This window comes from Agrobacterium albertimagni AOL15 (assembly GCF_000300855.1).
Classification (GTDB): Bacteria; Pseudomonadota; Alphaproteobacteria; order Rhizobiales; family Rhizobiaceae; genus Allorhizobium; species Allorhizobium albertimagni.
The window spans coordinates 387,815-404,358 of record NZ_ALJF01000013.1 but is presented as its reverse complement, the minus strand read 5'-3'; the positions used below and the strand labels follow the sequence as shown (position 1 = coordinate 404,358).

Sequence of the window (16,544 nt, the reverse complement as noted above, 5' to 3'; positions counted from 1 at the left end):
ACCGGGCACCTTGCGGTACCCGGTCTCTCTAACCATGCGTTGAAATCAAGTGATTGATCCCTGAGCATAAAATGGTCGGAATGGCGGGATTCGAACCCACGACCCCTTGACCCCCAGTCAAGTGCGCTACCGGGCTGCGCTACATTCCGTCATCTGCCAGTCGTGCATGTTGGGTCACGCGTGACCCGCTCGACAGCAAGTTCCCTTTAGACAGTCAGCCATTTCTGCGCAAGGGGAAACTCCAGGGCGGATGAAAAAATGCGAGGGTGATCAATCCAGGCGCTGCATCAGCGCCCTCACCTCTTCGAAGCGGCGGCGCTCTTCGGGCTCTTCGCTGTTTGCGGCGTAGCAGGTGCGGTCCATGCAGAAGCGGGTCACCTGCAACGGTTCGGCACCCGGTTCGAACTGGCATTCGATCTCGTCGGAGATGTCCTGGGGTTCGCTGTCCATGCGGGTGGAATAGGTAAGCCTTGCGCCCGGCGGATCGAGCTCTGGGAAGGCCTGGACAACGCCGACCTTCAGATCTTTGACCATCAGCATGTTTTTCGCCACGAAGATGCAGGCATCCTGGACGGTGGTCGGTCTGGGTTCGGCGGCGTCAGACGACGGAGCCGCCTGCTGTGCCAGCACCGGGGCGGCAAGCAGGGAGAGAACTGGGAGTGTGATGAAAAGCCGTTTCATGGAGCCTCGCGCGGGTTGCGTGTCGGTCCTTCAACGCCTCAAGGTCAAGTGGTGTTCCGCACAAGGGAACCGAGCGTCGTCACCTGACCTGATCAAGCAGGCGCTTGCATTCAAGCAGGTCGAACAGCGCCTCCTGCAAGAGCGCGCGGTCTTCCTTGCCAATGGAGCCCTTGCCGACCGAGATTTCCGGTGCGTCGTCACCGGCGTTGCCACCGAAGCCGAAGAAGCGACCACTGGTGCGCACCTTGGGTCGGCCGACGACCTGGTCCTCGTCGACATTGACCTTCGGCTCGTCGCTCTTAGAGGCATTGGCAGCAACAAGCGCTTCCATGGTGGCGACATCGCCGGTCGCGACCGCCATGACGAACTTGTTGCCATTGGTCTTCAGAAGCTTCTGCACGCCCTTGATCGTATACCCCTGATCGTAGAGCAGATGGCGGATACCCTTCAGCAGTTCGACGTCATCAGGACGATAGTAACGTCGTCCGCCGCCGCGCTTCAGCGGCTTGATCTGCGGGAAACGGGTTTCCCAAAAGCGCAGGACGTGTTGCGGCAGGTCGAGATCGTCAGCCACTTCACTGATCGTGCGGAAAGCATCCGGGCTCTTGTCCAACTGCATCACAGCGCTCCTCGACGATCGCGCGGACGCGCGACTCGGATCACATTTCAACGGGGTGAGGGCTGGTTTTCAAGCGCTCGATGATCGGCGGCGAGATGCTCCACCGATTTTGGTCTTTCTCAGGCCGCAGGATTGGCCGGCTTCTGCTTCGCCTTGCGGGCGATATGAGCCCGCAAGATGCGCTGCTTCAGCACATTCGACGCCTTGAAGGTCATGACACGACGCGGAGAGATCGGCACTTCCTCGCCGGTCTTCGGATTGCGGCCGATGCGCTCGTTCTTGCTGCGCACCTGGAAGGTTGCAAACGAGGAGAGCTTCACGGATTCACCGCGCACAATGGCGTTGCAAATCTCGTCGATCACGGTTTCCACGAGCTCGGCGGATTCCGTCCGGGAAAGACCGACCTTGCGAAAGACTGATTCTGCCAAATCCGCACGCGTCACTGTCTTTCCGGCCATTGTTCTCGCCCGCCTAAATCAATGATCTTGTTGAATTGGGCAGAGACTATTGCCCTTGGCCGCAACGGTCAAGTGCTTGTCGATGCGCAATTTTTAGGGTTTCAAATGCTACCAGCGCACCAGCACGGCGCCCCAGGTGAAGCCGCCGCCCATCGCCTCGAGCATCACCAGATCGCCCTGCTTGATCCGGCCGTCGCCGGCCGCCGTCGCAAGTGCCAGCGGAATGGATGCCGCGGACGTATTTCCATGCTTGTCGACGGTGATCACGACCTTCTCGTCGGGGATGCCGAGCTTCTTGGCCGAGGCGTCGATGATGCGCTTGTTGGCCTGATGCGGCACCAGCCAGTCGATGTCGTCAGCCGTCGTGCCAGTCGCGGTGAAGGCCCCCTCGATGACGTCGGTGATCATGCCGACGGCATGTTTGAAGACTTCGCGGCCTTCCATGCGCAGGTGGCCGACCGTGCCTGTGGTCGATGGTCCGCCGTCCACATAGAGCTTTTCGCGATGGACGCCGTCGGAACGGAGATTCGACGTCAGAATGCCGCGATCCGTAACCGCTCCCTCGCCTTCCGCCGCCTCGAGCACCAGTGCGCCGGCACCATCGCCGAAGAGAACGCAGGTCGTGCGGTCGGTCCAGTCGAGGATGCGCGAGAAGGTCTCGGCGCCGATGACCAGCACGCGCTTGGCCATGCCGCCGCGGATATAGAGATCAGCGGTTGCCATGGCATAGACGAAGCCCGAACAGACGGCCTGGACATCGAAGGCGAAGCCGTGATGCATGCCGAGACGGTTCTGGATGTTGACGGCCGTCGCGGGGAAGGTGTTGTCGGGCGTGGAGGTGGCACAAATGATCAGATCGATGTCGGCGACTGTCAGACCAGCGCGATCGAGCGCTTCTTGGGCGGCGGCGGCGCCGAGCGATGCCGTCGTCTCGCCCTCGCTGGCGATGTAGCGCTGCTTGATGCCGGTACGCTGAACAATCCACTCGTCGGAGGTTTCAACCAGGCTTTCGAGGTCGCCATTGGTCATAACCCGTTTCGGGAGCGATGCTCCGAAACCGCGAACTACAGAACGGATCATTGGAGTTTCCTACCTTTCACGCCGCTTCGGGGCCGGCCGGAGACGGGTGCCGCGCGTGATATTTTTTCAAGTCGTTTTCGATCTTCTGGGTGAGACCGTTTCGGGCCATGTCATAGCCCACATCGAGTGCTGCCGCAAAGCCTTCGGCATCGGTGCCGCCATGGCTCTTGATGACGATGCCGTTCAAGCCGAGGAAGACGCCGCCGTTGACCTTGCGCGGGTCCATCTTCTCGCGCAGTCGATCAAAGGCGCCCTTTGCCAGGATGTAACCGAGCTTGGCCATCCAGGTGCGCGACATGGCCGAGCGCAGATATTCGGCGATCTGCTTGGCCGTGCCTTCGGCGGTCTTCAACGCGATATTGCCGGTGAAGCCTTCGGTGACGACGACATCCACCGTACCCTTGCCCAGATCATCACCTTCGACAAAGCCGTAATAATCGATCGTGTCGAGGCCGGCCTCACGAATGAGACGTCCGGCTTCCTTGACCTCTTCCTGGCCCTTGATCTCTTCCACGCCGACATTGAGAAGACCGACCATGGGCTTCTCGATTTCGAACAGCGCGCGCGCCATGGCGCCGCCCATGACGGCGAAGTCGAGCAGTTGCTGGGCGTCTGCACCGATGCCGGCACCGACGTCGAGCACGATGCTTTCGCCAGAGAGCGTCGGCCAGATCGCGGCAATCGCCGGGCGCTCGATGGTCGCCATGGTGCGCAGGCAGAACTTCGCCATGGCCATCAATGCGCCGGTATTGCCGGCCGACACGGCGACATCGGCCTGGCCGGACTTCACGGCCTCGATCGAGCGCCACATGCTGGAGACGTAGCGGCCACGGCGAAGCGCCTGGCTCGGCTTTTCGTCCATGGTGACGGAGACTTCGCAGTGATGGAAGGTCGATTTTTCCTTCAGCTTCGGAAACTGCGCCAGGATCGGCAGGCAGCGCTCCTGCTGGCCGAAGAGAAGGAAGGTGACATCGGGATGACGCTCGAGTGCCTTCGCGGCTCCGGGGATGACGACCTCGGGACCGAAGTCTCCACCCATGACGTCGACAGAAATTCTGATCACTTAGACCTGACCCTTCTTCATCGCTGGCAAGCGATATTTTCGGCCAAAATAGCGCTTTTCATTCGGCACACAACCCACCCGCAGGTGCAGATGGGGGATGATCAATCCTTTTTCCAGTCTTTCAGGACCGCAAAGGGCGACGGCTTCTTGACTTCTTCGACCTTGCTTTCGATGTGTCCGGAGAAGGCGACGCCTTCCTTTTTCGGATAGGGATCGATGTCGAGAGCGGCAAATTCAGCCACCAATGCGCCCGCATCGATGGTGTCGCCTGTGAAGGTCTCCGGAAGATCGGGACCTTCTGGATCGAGCACCATTTCGCCCGCTCCATCGAGCACGATGCGCGCGAGTTTCGAGCCCTCTGGCACGAAGATCTGGTCGATTTCCTGGTCGATCGTGGAGACCACCGGTTCCAGGGTCACGACGCAGGCCTGCACTAGTTCTCCCGCAACATGACCCTTGATGCGTACACCGTCCTTTTTCCAGCGGGCGATCTGCAGGTCGGCAGAGAGACGATTGACCGCCTCGACGTTCCACAACTCTGCAAGACCCTGACGCTCGCGCTCGTCGGCCTCCACATGGACCTGCACCGGGTTGGCGGAAATATGGGCGACCTTCACCAGGTAGGTGAACTCGCGAGGGTCCCTTGCATTGCTGCCTGTCATGTCATCAATCCTTGTTCTACCGTCCGGCGCGACCTCTGCGCTTCTGGCGCTTGCCGCTGCTCAGTTTTCCGGGACGGCCAAGCGGGCCATGCCCGTCTCGATTTCGTTCTCATCCAGCGCCGCCAGCGCCTGCTCGGCTGCAAACATCCAGTCGGCCAGCGCCTGCATGGAGGGTGCAGCCTCGCCTTCTTCGGGATGAATGTTGCGCTTCAGCGCGGCCGCGAGCGCCTCGCGATCGTTTTTGTCCAGGGCCGCGGCATAGGATTCCAGTCGCCCGTAATACATGCCGGCGAGTTTCTTCATGCGCTTCGGCACGCCGGGATCGCCGACACCAAGTTCGCGGATGGAGTGATCGACATCCTCGAAGAAGGCGTCGATGATGTTCTGCGCGATCTCCTGGCCGCTGCGCGGAGATTTTGCCGTGCGGCGAAAATAGAGAATCAGCATGATCGTCAACATCTCGAACCGGCCGATCACGGTGTCCGGAACATTCATGTCGAGATAGAAGGCAGGCGTGCGCGCAGCCGCCGTCAGCGCCCCATACTGGCGCTCGACGATCACTTGATTGTTTCTTTTCTGCCGAAAGAAGCCGAATACCATCCAATTCCACCAAAAAGAGCCGACCGAAGTGGTGAGCCCGGACGTGGTCGTGTTGCATGATTGCGAAAGCTGGTTTACCGAAGCAGGCGTGAATTGCAATGCCGATATCCGGCACGGATGCCGCATCTCGCGGCAGATTGACCGGCAAATCGGCGGCGCAGGCTTTGCGGCGGCTTTCCCCGGAAAGGCCACAATGCTATGCGCAGAAGCGATCCGGCACCGAAAGGTGCCATCGACAGTCATGGGAGACGTTTGAGTGGATATCAGGATTTTCAAGTCGGACAGGAAGCTCCTGAGCACGACCGCACTTGCTCTTGCCGTCACCATCGGCCTCTCCGCCTGCCAGACATCAGAGGTCTTCCACAACGGTTACGTCGTTGACCAGGCCGCACTCGATCTGGTGCCGGTCGGCTCCAGCCGCGAACAGGTCCTTCTTTCGCTCGGCACGCCGTCGACCACGGCTACCTTCGACGGCGAGGTCTTCTACTACATCTCCCAGAAGCGTACCCGCCCGGTGGCCTTCATGAAGCAGCAACTCGTCGACCAGCAGATCCTCGCGATCTACTTCGACAAGGATGGCGTCGTCGCGCAGCGCGCGAACTACACCCTGCAGGACGGCAAAGTGTTCGACACGATTTCCCGCACGACGCCGACCGGCGGTCGCGATCTCACCTTCCTGCAGCAGCTGCTGGCCGGTGGTGGTGGCGCAGCCAACAGCGTCCGCAACATTCTGGGTGGCAACTAAGGCCATCCGCCGAGGGGGCTCCCCTCCTCGCCCATCGAGACATGAAAAAGACCGCGGAAGTTGCCTTCCGCGGTCTTTTTGTTTCACCTCGTCGCCTCAGCCTGCGAGCACGGCGAGCAGCAGCAGCGCGACGATGTTGGTGATCTTGATCGCCGGATTGACGGCAGGGCCTGCGGTATCCTTGTAGGGATCACCGACCGTATCACCGGTGACAGAGGCCTTGTGGGCGTCCGAGCCCTTCAGGTGCTTCACGCCATCCTTGTCGATGAAGCCGTCTTCGAAGCTTTTCTTGGCATTGTCCCAGGCGCCACCGCCGGAGGTCATGGAGATGGCGACGAAGAGGCCGTTGACGATGACGCCGAGCAGCGAGGCGCCGAGGGCAGCAAAGGCGGACGCCTTGGAGCCGGAGATCAGGAGCACGCCAAAATAGACGACGAGAGGTGCCAGAACCGGCAGCAGCGAGGGAATGATCATTTCCTTGATCGCCGCGCGGGTCAGGATGTCGACCGCCCGGCCATAGTCCGGCTTTTCGGTCCCCTGCATGATACCCGGCTTGTCGCGGAACTGTTGGCGGACTTCCTCGACGATCGAGCCGGCCGCACGACCGACGGCGGTCATGGCGATGCCACCGAAGAGGTAGGGGATCAGACCGCCGAAGATGAGGCCGGCAACGACATAGGGGTTGGAGAGATCAAAGGAGATCGACCCCATGTCCGCGAAATAAGGATACTGGGCGCTGTTTGCGGCAAAGTAAGCCAGGTCGTTGGAATAGGCCGCGAAAAGGACCAGAGCGCCGAGGCCGGCCGAGCCGATGGCATAGCCCTTGGTGACGGCCTTGGTGGTGTTGCCGACGGCATCGAGCGCGTCGGTCGACTTGCGCACCTCAGGCGGCAGATGGGACATTTCGGCGATGCCGCCGGCATTGTCGGTCACCGGGCCGAAGGCATCAAGCGCGACGATCATGCCGGCGAGGCCGAGCATGGTGGTGACAGCGATCGCTGTGCCGAAAAGTCCGGCGAGCTGGAAGGTCGCGATGATACCGCCGACGATGACGATGGCGGGAAGTGCGGTGGATTCCAGCGAGACCGCGAGGCCCTGGATGACGTTGGTGCCATGACCGGTGACCGAGGCCTGAGCGATCGAGTTCACCGGACGCTTGTTGGTGCCCGTGTAGTATTCGGTGATCACGACGATCAGCGCGGTCACCACGAGGCCGAGAATGCCGCAGATGAACAGGTTCATCCCGGTGATGTCGGTGCCTGCGACGGTGCCGATCGAACCCCAACCGATGGTCAGAGAGGTTGCGATCGCGAGGCCAGCCACCGACAGGAGGCCGGTGACGATCAGACCCTTGTAAAGAGCGCCCATGATCGAGCCGCTGGTGCCGAGCTTGACGAAGAAGGTGCCGATGATCGAGGTGATGATGCAGGCGCCGCAGATGGCGAGCGGATAGATCATCGCAATATCGAGCACGGCCGAACCGGCAAAGAAGATCGCAGCCAGAACCATGGTGGCAACTACCGAGACCGCATAGGTCTCGAACAGGTCGGCGGCCATGCCGGCGCAGTCGCCGACATTATCACCGACATTGTCAGCGATGGTCGCCGGGTTGCGTGGATCGTCTTCGGGAATGCCGGCTTCCACCTTGCCGACGAGGTCCCCACCGACGTCGGCGCCCTTGGTGAAGATACCGCCGCCCAGACGGGCGAAGATCGAAATTAGCGAGGCGCCGAAGCCGAGCGCGACGAGCGCATCGATAACGGCACGTGAGCCGCTTTCATGACCGAGGATTGCGGTCAGGATATAGAAGTAGATGGAAACGCCCAGCAAAGCGAGGCCCGCGACCAGCATGCCGGTGATGGCGCCGGACTTGAAAGCGATGTCGAGACCGGCCGCCAGACTATGCGAGGCGGCCTGAGCGGTGCGCACATTGGCGCGGACCGAGACATGCATGCCGATGAAGCCGGCAGCGCCGGACAAGACGGCGCCGATCAGAAAGCCGATGGCAGCCGTTCCGGACAGAAGAAGCCAGGTAGCGACGAATACGACGGCGCCGACGATCGCGATGGTCAGGTATTGCCGAGTGAGGTAAGCCTGAGCACCCTCGCGAATATAGCCTGCAATTTCCTGCATTCGGGCATTGCCCTGGTCAGCGGCCAGAACCGAGCGCGTCGCCCAGACCGCGTAGACCACAGACAGCAACCCGCATAAAATTACGCCTAGAAGAACCGTCATTCGCAATACCCTCCCGTATTGCCCGCGCCTCACTCATCGCGGGCCGTGACTCGCAGACTCAGGCCCCCTCCTCTGAGACCTCGTCAACGCGTGGCGAGATTGCGTCGCGCTTTTAGCGACGTCAAGTACGCATATTTTCCAGTGGGGTGGGAACTCAGGCGGCTTTGCGGGCCGCCGCGCGAAGCTGGAGAACGACCAGCAGGAGGCAGGTGATCGTGATCGGCCAGATGACCAGATTCATCACGGACCAACCGAAGGCGGTGAAGACCTTGCCCGAGGAGAAAGACGAAAGTGCTACCGTCGAGAAGAGAATGATGTCGTGGAAACCCTGCACCTTGTCGGCTTCGGCCGGACGATAGCTCGAGGCGACGATGGCGGTGGCGCCGATGAAGCCGAAGTTCCAGCCGATGCCCAGGAGTACGAGCGCCCCCCAGAAGTTCCAGAGCGCAATGCCCATATGGGCGACAACAGCGCAGGCCATGAGGATCAGCAGGCCGCCTGCAACCACCTTCTCAGCGCCGAAGCGGGTGATCAACATGCCGGTGAAGAAGCTCGGCGCGAACATCGCAATGACGTGCCATTGTATGCCGAGCGTCGCGAGGTCCGACGAGAAGCCGCAGCCGACGACCATCGCCAGCGGAGCACCGGTCATCATGAAGGTCATAAGGGCATAGGAACTGATGCCGCAGATCATGCCGGTCATGAAGCGCTGCGTCATGACGATCTCGCGCAGCGGTCGCGTGGGGCCTGAGGCTTCCGCTTTCTTGTCGGCAATGCTCGGCAGCTTCAAGAAGAACAGGACACCGATTGCGCAGAGCAGCAGCGGGACCAAGCCGAGGAAGGCACCGGCGAAGGTCACAGGCGCGAGCGCATCCTTAAACCAGATGGCGATCTGCGGTCCGGCAATGGCAGAGATGATCCCCGCAGCAAGGATCCACGAAATCGCCTTGCCCTTGTAGAAGCTCGGCGATGCGTCGGCGGCCGCGAAGCGGATCTTCTGGGTGAAGCCCCCGGATATGCCCATGAGCAGCAGAGAGAAGGCGAAGAGCCAGAAGTTCGACTGGATGAGCGCGAAGGCGGCCAGTGCGCTTCCGAGCGCGCCCATCAGCGCGCCGACCATGAAGCTTTCACGGCGGCCAAGAACGCGGGAGGCCGCGGCCACCACGATCGCGCCGACGGCCACGCCGATGTTGAAGCCCGTCAGCGGAGCGGTCGACAGCGACTTGTCAGCACCCAGCATCTGGAAACCAGCGAGACCACCGACGGCAAAGGCGAGCGGCGGTGCGGAGCCGAGGATTGCCTGCGCTACGGCGAGCAACCCGACGTTACGCTTGGCTGTCGAAAGTTGTCCGTCCAGCCCTGCCTCAGTCGCGATGCTCATCCGTCTGTTCCTACTTTTGCGCTGGAGCGCGAACCTGCTTTGCAATCCGGTCGAGAACGGCGTTGACCAGCTTCGGCTCGTCTTCAGTAAAGAAGGCCTGAGCGATCTCGACATATTCCGTTACGATGACCGCGATGGGTACATCCTTGCGCTCGATCAATTCGAAGGTGCCGGAACGCAGAATGGCGCGCACGGTGCTATCCATGCGCGACAAAGACCAGTCGTCCTGCAGGGCGCCACGGATCAACGGGTCGATCTTCGTCTGGTCGCGAACGACGCCCGCAACGATCGAGCGGAACCACGAAGCGTCCGCCTTCAGATAGGTCTCGCCGTCGACTTCCTGGCCCAGACGGTGCGCCTCGTATTCCGCCACGACCTCAAGCACGCCGGAGCCGGCGATATCCATCTGGTAGAGCGCCTGTACGGCCGCGAGGCGGGCGGCGCCGCGCTGGTTTGCCGGCTTTACCGGATGCTTGCCTTCGCCCGTCATCACTCAGCCACCCAGCTTCTTCTTCAGTTCGATCATGGACAGCGCCGCGCGCGCAGCAAAGCCGCCCTTGTCCTTTCCGCTGCGCTTGACGCGCGCCCAGGCCTGCTCTTCGTTCTCGACGGTCATGATGCCGTTGCCGATCGGCAGCGATTCCGAGACAGCGAGATCCATCAGCGCACGCGAGGATTCGTTGGCGACAATGTCGAAATGATAGGTCTCGCCGCGGATGACCATGCCGAGCGCGACAAAGCCGTCATACTGCGTCCCCTCGTCGTCCATGGCATCCAGCGCCATGGCGATCGCCGGCGGGATCTCCAGGGCACCCGGCACGGTGATGACGTCGAAGGTTGCGCCGGCTTCGGTCAAGGCGTGCTTGGCGCCATCCAGGAGAGCGTCCGACATGTCGTCATAGAAGCGTGCCTCGACGATCAGCAAATGCGGCGATGCCGTCTTGTTTCCCATGGGTCTGATCCGATCTTGAATGTGATTGCGGCCCCTGGCCGAACAGAAACGCGGTCAAACCACGCCGTTTCCCGGAAGGCAAGTGTTTTTGCTGATGGCCGGACCTGCGCTCCTGGCAAGGCTTATTGCGTCAGGCCGATCTTCGCCCGGGACGGATTGTTCCACTCTCGCTAATGCAGGCGGAAATCGGGCAGCCAGCGTGACAAATGTTTAATGGAATTCAGGGGCTTAGAGCCAGGATTTCGCCACAAACCGACACCACCTTCAGTCCTGCAAGCGAGCGACGGAATCCCCCGCCATCGCGAACATCCTCGAAAGGAACAGGACCATGAATCGCTTTGCAACCGTTCTGAGTGCCTCCGCATTGTCGGCCATCGCCTTCGGCGCCGAGAGCTATGCCGCCATGCCTTCTGCCGCCGGTATGCCCGATAGCAGCATCGAGACCACCATTCAGACCATGTCGCCCAAGGACTTCAACGTCATCCGCCTCGACTCGTTGAAAACCCATGACACGGCGCATGAACGCTTCTCCGGGGTCTCTCCCACATCGCCGGAAGCGCGACAGCTGCAGGCGGCTGTTATCGCCAACCGCTCTCTCGCCCAGAAGCTCGAAGGCGAGAAGGTCGAGCTCACCAATATCGTCGGTGCCGAGCAGGCCGCCGATGGCGGCATGACCTTCTACGTCCGCTGATTACCCTCTGCCTCCCCTCCATGCCCCACCTTGACCCCCGTGTCCTCGGACACGGGGCTTTTCGGGTATGATGGAACCTTTGATGGTGCCCACGTGTTTCCGCTCATGAAAGGCGCCCGGAGGAGGTTGCCTCACAACACGAAAGACGGAGGCACCCCATGGGTCGCGGCATTCTTCTCTGGCTGATCGGCGTACCGATCCCCCTTATCATTCTTTTCCTGCTGTTCTTCCGTTAAACCCAGGCAGACGCAGGCAGTCTCTCGAAGATCTGCAGCCGGTCGCTCCCGACCTGTCTTTCGTCGATCTTGACGAAACCCGCAGGCAGGCGGCCGGCTGAAATCGGCGAAGGAATACCGCCTTCCCCGATGGTTACCGGAGAGTCGTAGAGTTCGATCCGGTCGACTATTCCGCGCGCCAGCATGTCGGTCGCGACACGCGCGCCACCTTCCACCATCAGTGACGACACACCCCGCTGCGCGAGCGCGCCGAGCAACTCCTCTACCCCGGGGACCTCCAGCACTTCGACGCCCATGCTGGCCAGCTCTGCACGATTGCCGACCGCGCCAGGTGCTACGGCGACGAGAACCGGGACGTCTTTTGCCGTCTTGGCAAGCTTGGATGTCACCGGCATCTCCGCCTTGCGATCGAGCACGATCCTCAACGGGGAAGCGCTTTCGAGACCCGCCAAGCGGACCGTCAGTTCGGGATCATCGGCGAGTGCAGTGCCGATGCCGACCAGGATCGCATCGCTCTGCGCCCGCAGACGATGCACGGCTTCGCGTGCCTCGGCACCCGTGATCGCCACCTGGCCTGCGCCAACGCGCCCCAGCATCCCATCAGAAGAAACGGCAAGTTTCAGAATTACTTGCGGACGTCCCTTCGTCTGCCGGGTGAGATAACCCGCCATGGCCCGACGCGCCTCCTTCTGCAGGATGCCGATGGTCACTTCTATATCGGCATCCGCAAGGATCTTCAGACCCCGGCCGGAGACACGCGGATCGGGATCAGCCACCGCGACCACGACGCGGGCAATGCCGGCGGCGACGATGGCATTGGCACAAGGTGGCGTCTTGCCATGATGCGAGCAGGGTTCGAGCGTGACATAGGCGGTCGCCCCCCTCGCCTTCTCGCCGGCTTCGGCGAGTGCCTGTGGTTCTGCATGGGGGCGTCCACCGAGCGCGGTGACACCACGACCGACGACCTCGCCATCCTTGACGATCACGCATCCGACGGAAGGATTGGGGCCGGTGCGACCGACATGCTTCAGAGAGAGCTCGATTGCCTCCCGCATATGCCGTTCGTCGCGGGCGGTAATGGACACGTCGTCAATCCGCCGTGCTGTCTCTGGAGATCTTGGCGTTGATCTCGGCAATGACGTTCTCGAAATCCTCGGCGTGACTGAAGTCGCGATAGACCGAGGCGTAGCGCACGAAGGCCACGTCATCGAGGGTCTTCAGGGCTTCGAGCACCTGCAGACCGATTTCTTCCGAGGAGATCTCGGTCTCCCCAGAGCTTTCAAGGCGGCGCACAATGCCCGAGACGGCGCGCTCAATGCGGTCCGCATCAACAGGGCGCTTGCGCAGTGCGATCTGGAAGGACCGCACCAGCTTGTCGCGCGCGAAAGGTGCCTTGCGGCCGGTCTTCTTCAAGACCATCAGCTCGCGCAGCTGCACCCGTTCGAAGGTGGTGAAGCGCCCCCCGCAATCCGGACAGATACGCCGCCGGCGGATGGAGGTGTTATCCTCCGCCGGTCGCGAGTCCTTGACCTGGGTTTCATCCGATCCGCAGAAGGGGCAGCGCATCAGCCTAATGCCTTACATGTAGGGGTACATCGGGAATCGGTCGGTGAGAGCCACGACCTTCTCGCGAACGGCACCTTCGACGGCGGCATTGCCTTCATCCGAGTTGGCGACCTTCAGGCCATCGAGAACTTCGACGATCAGGTTGCCGATTTCCGTGAATTCCGCCTCCTTGAAGCCGCGGGTCGTACCGGCCGGTGTGCCGAGACGGATACCCGAGGTGACGAAGGGCTTTTCCGGGTCGAAGGGAATGCCGTTCTTGTTGCAGGTGATGTAAGCGCGGCCGAGGCCGGCTTCCGCCCGCTTGCCAGTAGCGTTCTTCTTGCGAAGATCGACCAGCATCAGGTGGTTGTCGGTGCCGCCGGAGACGATGTCGAGATTGTGCTTGATGAGCGTGTCGGCCAGAACCTTGGCGTTCTTCACGACCTGAGCGGCGTAATCCTTGAATTCCGGCTTCAGCGCTTCACCGAAGGCAACGGCCTTTGCGGCGATGACATGCATCAGCGGGCCGCCCTGGAGACCCGGGAAGACGGCCGAGTTGAACTTCTTCGCCAGATCTTCGTCGTTCGTCAGGATCATGCCGCCGCGCGGACCGCGGAGCGACTTGTGGGTCGTGGAGGTCGCAACATGGCAATGCGGGAACGGCGACGGATGCTGGCCACCGGCAACGAGACCGGCGATGTGGGCCATGTCGACCATGAGATAGGCGCCGACCGAGTCTGCGATCTCGCGGAAACGCTTCCAGTCCCAGGTGCGGGAATAGGCAGTGCCGCCGGCGATGATCAACTTCGGCTTGTGCTGCTCGGCCTTCTTTGCAACGTCTTCCATATCGAGCTGGTGGTCGTCTTCACGCACACCGTAGGAGACGACATTGAACCACTTGCCGGACATGTTGACCGGCGAACCGTGGGTCAGGTGACCGCCCGAGTTCAGGTCGAGGCCCATGAAGGTATCGCCCGGCTGCAGGAGCGCCAGGAACACGGCCTGGTTCATCTGGCTACCGGAGTTCGGCTGAACGTTGGCGAAGTTGACACCGAAGAGCTTCTTGGCGCGATCGATCGCGAGTTCTTCCGCGATATCGACGAACTGGCAGCCGCCGTAGTAGCGCTTGCCCGGATAGCCTTCCGCATACTTGTTCGTCATGATCGAGCCCTGGGCTTCGAGCACGGCACGAGAGACGATGTTCTCAGAGGCGATCAGCTCGATCTCGTGACGTTGACGACCGAGTTCCTTCTCGATCGCACCGAAAATTTCCGGGTCGGTATCGGCGAGAGAACGAGAAAAGAAGGCATCGTTGTTCGACATGATCGCTGGCTCCTCAAAAGCGTTTGATGCTGTGGGGTCTTAAACTTCCGCAGTCACGAGAGCAATACGGAGAGCGACATTTGCAGATCAATTGACGCGCGGGGGCGAATGGCCGCAGCCCCGAAAAAAGAAAAGCCGCGCACGAGGCGCGGCTTGGGATCTTTCGCGTGCGGCAGAGGCCCTTATTGCAGCGGAACGAAGTCCTCTTCCACGGAGCCCGCAAACTGTTCAACGCCGATATTGGCCTGCAGCGCCAGCTGCGCATCGCCGTCCTTCTGATAGATGTCGTCACGGAACTGGACGATGTTGTCACGGGTCGACCAGGCGCTGATATAGACGATGTAAACAGGCACTTCTTCTGCCAGTTTGATCGGGTTGTTCTGGCGGGTCGTGATGACGCGCTCGATCTCCTGGCGTGACCAGCCGGGCGTGTCGCGCAGCAGCCATGTGACGAGGTCACGCACGTTCTGCACGCGGATGCAGCCCGAGGATTCAAACCGCATGAGCTTGTTGAACAGGCCCTGCTGGGGCGTGTCGTGCATGTATTCGTTGTGCGGATTGTGGAAGTCGATCTTGGTCGATGCCATGGCGTTGATCTTGCCGGGATCCTGACGGAACATCAGGTTCGGCGCCTTGGCGGCATTCCAATCGACCGTTTCCGGCGCAACTTCCCGGCCGCTGTTATCGAACAGGCGGATGGCGTTGCGCGTCAGATAGGTCGGATCCTTGCGCATCAACGGCACGATGTCCTTCTCGATGATCGAGCGAGGCGCCGTCCAGTAAGGGTTCAAAATGACCTGATAGATCTTCGAGTTGATCATGTGGGTCGGGCGGTCGATACGGCCGACGACGGCTGTGTTGCGCAGCGCGACGCGATCATTCTCGACGGCTTCGACGGAGGCGCCGGGAACATTGACCGTCACGTAACGACGGCCGAGATCGCCAGACATCGACTGCAGGCGAACGAGATTGGTATTGAGCTGGTTCAGGCGGACATCGGCGCCGACATTCAGCGCCTTGACGGTGAACTCGCCGAGGACACCGTCCTCCGGCAGACCGTGACGAGCCTGGAAGCGCTTGACCGCGCCCTCGACGTAGGAATCGTAGGAGTTGGACATACCGGCTTCACGCGACAGGTCGCCCGAGATCATCAGGCGTTGGCGCAGGCTCTGCACGGCGGGGTCCGTAGCGCCGATGCGCAGCGCCGCCGGTGCGTTAATCGTAGGCCAGCCGCCATTCGAGACGATCATCTGGTGCTGGCCAATCGCCTGCTGCATGTTGACGAGATTGCTCGCGCTCAGCATCGGCGTGTTCGACGTGACGGCAGCAACAGAACGCGATGCCTGGGCGTCAAACTGGTCATCCCAGTTGCCGCGACGCGGTGCATTGATCAAGTCATTGACCGTGTCCTGCGCCATGGCCTGTCCGGTGAATGCCGCAGCACCGGCAGCGGCGGCACCACGCAGCAGGGAGCGGCGCGAGAGAGCAACAATTCCAGACGTCTTGGACATATTTCCTACCGTTTCATCCTGAACCTGTCCCAAACGCATACCGCGCCATGGTTAACAAAGCGCAGCCAGAGAGGCAGGGACATCCATTTCGGGGTCGATCGGAGGCTATCGACGCACCTCCGTTCCTAGTCTCGGCGGTCCCATATCAATATGGCCAATTCGTGTCACCAAGGGTTGCGTCACGGGAGTGTGTAGACCGAATCCGGGGCTATCGGGCTCAGGTAGTCCCGCCCAAAGATCGTCGTCCAGACATGGTTCAGGCTGCTTGCTCGCGCCCGGGTTCGCTGATTCCCTCAGCTGTGAGCGGTGATTTGCGGGGGGCTTTGATGGAAGAGGTCGATGACAGTGTGGTGGTATTCAGCTTTGAGGATGGGTGGCGCATCGTCGAGCTACTGACCAAATTCGACTATCAGCGCGAGGGCGGTTTGATGGGGAATTGCGTCGGAATGTTTTATGACGGGCCTCACACCATCTATTCCCTCCGCAACTCGCTCAATGAACCGAGAGCCAACATTTTGCTTGTCGGCCGTGAGGTGACTGAGGTCGCCGGTCGATACAACACGGCTCCAAAACCCAAATACACAAAACGGGTAAAACGGTTTCTTGCCGAGCGCGGCTACACGGTGGCGCCGACAGCGTTTCTCATTACAGAACTGCGGTCGAGAAACCTGGAACGAAGGCAAAACGAGACAAGGCGCTACGGTGCAGGCTGAACCCGCGACCTAGCGCCTTCTCAATGCGACCGCATGACTGGAGGAAATG

General features: G+C 61.2%; 18 protein-coding genes and 1 tRNA gene. 3 read left to right on the top strand and 16 right to left on the bottom strand.

Annotation, left to right across the window (positions count from 1 at the left end):
* Positions 1-72: 72 nt before the first annotated feature.
* From QWE_RS17615 to QWE_RS17580, 8 genes are all read right to left on the bottom strand, one after another.
* Positions 73-149: transfer RNA gene (locus tag QWE_RS17615), tRNA-Pro, on the bottom strand.
* Between the two features lie 121 nt (positions 150-270).
* Complete coding sequence (locus QWE_RS17610; protein ID WP_006727524.1) at positions 271-681, bottom strand: hypothetical protein; 411 nt, start codon at positions 679-681, stop codon at positions 271-273.
* 79 nt (positions 682-760) lie between these two features.
* A complete protein-coding gene (locus QWE_RS17605; RefSeq protein ID WP_006727523.1) occupies positions 761-1,294 on the bottom strand; it encodes a MerR family transcriptional regulator in 534 nt (177 codons plus the stop codon).
* Between the two features lie 125 nt (positions 1,295-1,419).
* Entirely contained in the window at positions 1,420-1,758 is a 339-nt protein-coding gene (locus tag QWE_RS17600) for an integration host factor subunit alpha (RefSeq protein WP_006727522.1), read from the bottom strand.
* A 108-nt stretch (positions 1,759-1,866) separates the two neighbouring features.
* A complete protein-coding gene (locus tag QWE_RS17595; RefSeq protein WP_006727521.1) occupies positions 1,867-2,838 on the bottom strand; it encodes a beta-ketoacyl-ACP synthase III in 972 nt (323 codons plus the stop codon).
* Between the two features lie 16 nt (positions 2,839-2,854).
* Positions 2,855-3,901 carry a phosphate acyltransferase PlsX gene (gene plsX, locus QWE_RS17590; protein WP_006727520.1) on the bottom strand — a complete coding sequence of 349 codons (1,047 nt, stop codon included), beginning with the start codon at positions 3,899-3,901 and terminating at the stop codon, positions 2,855-2,857.
* Between the two features lie 101 nt (positions 3,902-4,002).
* Positions 4,003-4,563: a YceD family protein gene (locus QWE_RS17585; protein ID WP_006727519.1), complete on the bottom strand. Its 561-nt coding sequence runs from the start codon at positions 4,561-4,563 to the stop codon at positions 4,003-4,005.
* A gap of 60 nt (positions 4,564-4,623) precedes the next feature.
* The gene (locus tag QWE_RS17580) at positions 4,624-5,163 is read right to left on the bottom strand and encodes a ubiquinol-cytochrome C chaperone family protein (protein WP_040300467.1); all 540 of its coding nucleotides are present in this window, start codon (positions 5,161-5,163) and stop codon (positions 4,624-4,626) included.
* 256 nt (positions 5,164-5,419) lie between these two features.
* On the opposite strand from QWE_RS17580, the gene QWE_RS17575 reads away from it, so the two are divergent.
* On the top strand, positions 5,420-5,908 hold the full coding sequence (locus tag QWE_RS17575; RefSeq protein WP_006727516.1) for an outer membrane protein assembly factor BamE: 489 nt from the start codon (positions 5,420-5,422) through the stop codon (positions 5,906-5,908).
* 96 nt (positions 5,909-6,004) lie between these two features.
* Here the strand turns inward: QWE_RS17575 and QWE_RS17570 are convergent, their stop codons facing one another.
* The 4 genes from QWE_RS17570 to ribH form a co-directional block, all read right to left on the bottom strand.
* On the bottom strand, positions 6,005-8,143 hold the full coding sequence (locus QWE_RS17570; RefSeq protein WP_040300466.1) for a sodium-translocating pyrophosphatase: 2,139 nt from the start codon (positions 8,141-8,143) through the stop codon (positions 6,005-6,007).
* 154 nt (positions 8,144-8,297) lie between these two features.
* Positions 8,298-9,524 carry an MFS transporter gene (locus QWE_RS17565; protein WP_006727514.1) on the bottom strand — a complete coding sequence of 409 codons (1,227 nt, stop codon included), beginning with the start codon at positions 9,522-9,524 and terminating at the stop codon, positions 8,298-8,300.
* 10 nt (positions 9,525-9,534) lie between these two features.
* Positions 9,535-10,014 (bottom strand): transcription antitermination factor NusB, encoded by a 480-nt coding sequence (gene nusB / locus QWE_RS17560; protein WP_006727513.1) that lies wholly within the window; start codon positions 10,012-10,014, stop codon positions 9,535-9,537.
* A gap of 3 nt (positions 10,015-10,017) precedes the next feature.
* Positions 10,018-10,476 (bottom strand): 6,7-dimethyl-8-ribityllumazine synthase, encoded by a 459-nt coding sequence (gene ribH, locus QWE_RS17555; protein WP_006727512.1) that lies wholly within the window; start codon positions 10,474-10,476, stop codon positions 10,018-10,020.
* A gap of 328 nt (positions 10,477-10,804) precedes the next feature.
* Between ribH and QWE_RS17550 the strand changes: the two genes are divergently transcribed.
* On the top strand, positions 10,805-11,167 hold the full coding sequence (locus QWE_RS17550; protein ID WP_006727511.1) for a hypothetical protein: 363 nt from the start codon (positions 10,805-10,807) through the stop codon (positions 11,165-11,167).
* 232 nt (positions 11,168-11,399) lie between these two features.
* Here QWE_RS17550 and ribD read toward each other — a convergent pair whose 3' ends face one another.
* From ribD to QWE_RS17530, 4 genes are all read right to left on the bottom strand, one after another.
* Positions 11,400-12,488, bottom strand: a complete 1,089-nt coding sequence (gene ribD, locus QWE_RS17545; protein ID WP_040300465.1) for a bifunctional diaminohydroxyphosphoribosylaminopyrimidine deaminase/5-amino-6-(5-phosphoribosylamino)uracil reductase RibD — start codon at positions 12,486-12,488, stop codon at positions 11,400-11,402.
* A gap of 4 nt (positions 12,489-12,492) precedes the next feature.
* Entirely contained in the window at positions 12,493-12,969 is a 477-nt protein-coding gene (gene nrdR / locus QWE_RS17540; RefSeq protein WP_006727509.1) for a transcriptional regulator NrdR, read from the bottom strand.
* Between the two features lie 12 nt (positions 12,970-12,981).
* Positions 12,982-14,271 (bottom strand): serine hydroxymethyltransferase, encoded by a 1,290-nt coding sequence (gene glyA, locus QWE_RS17535; protein ID WP_006727508.1) that lies wholly within the window; start codon positions 14,269-14,271, stop codon positions 12,982-12,984.
* Between the two features lie 182 nt (positions 14,272-14,453).
* Positions 14,454-15,782 carry a L,D-transpeptidase family protein gene (locus QWE_RS17530; protein ID WP_006727507.1) on the bottom strand — a complete coding sequence of 443 codons (1,329 nt, stop codon included), beginning with the start codon at positions 15,780-15,782 and terminating at the stop codon, positions 14,454-14,456.
* 326 nt (positions 15,783-16,108) lie between these two features.
* Between QWE_RS17530 and QWE_RS17525 the strand changes: the two genes are divergently transcribed.
* The gene (locus QWE_RS17525) at positions 16,109-16,495 is read left to right on the top strand and encodes a hypothetical protein (protein ID WP_157790729.1); all 387 of its coding nucleotides are present in this window, start codon (positions 16,109-16,111) and stop codon (positions 16,493-16,495) included.
* Positions 16,496-16,544 lie beyond the last annotated feature (49 nt).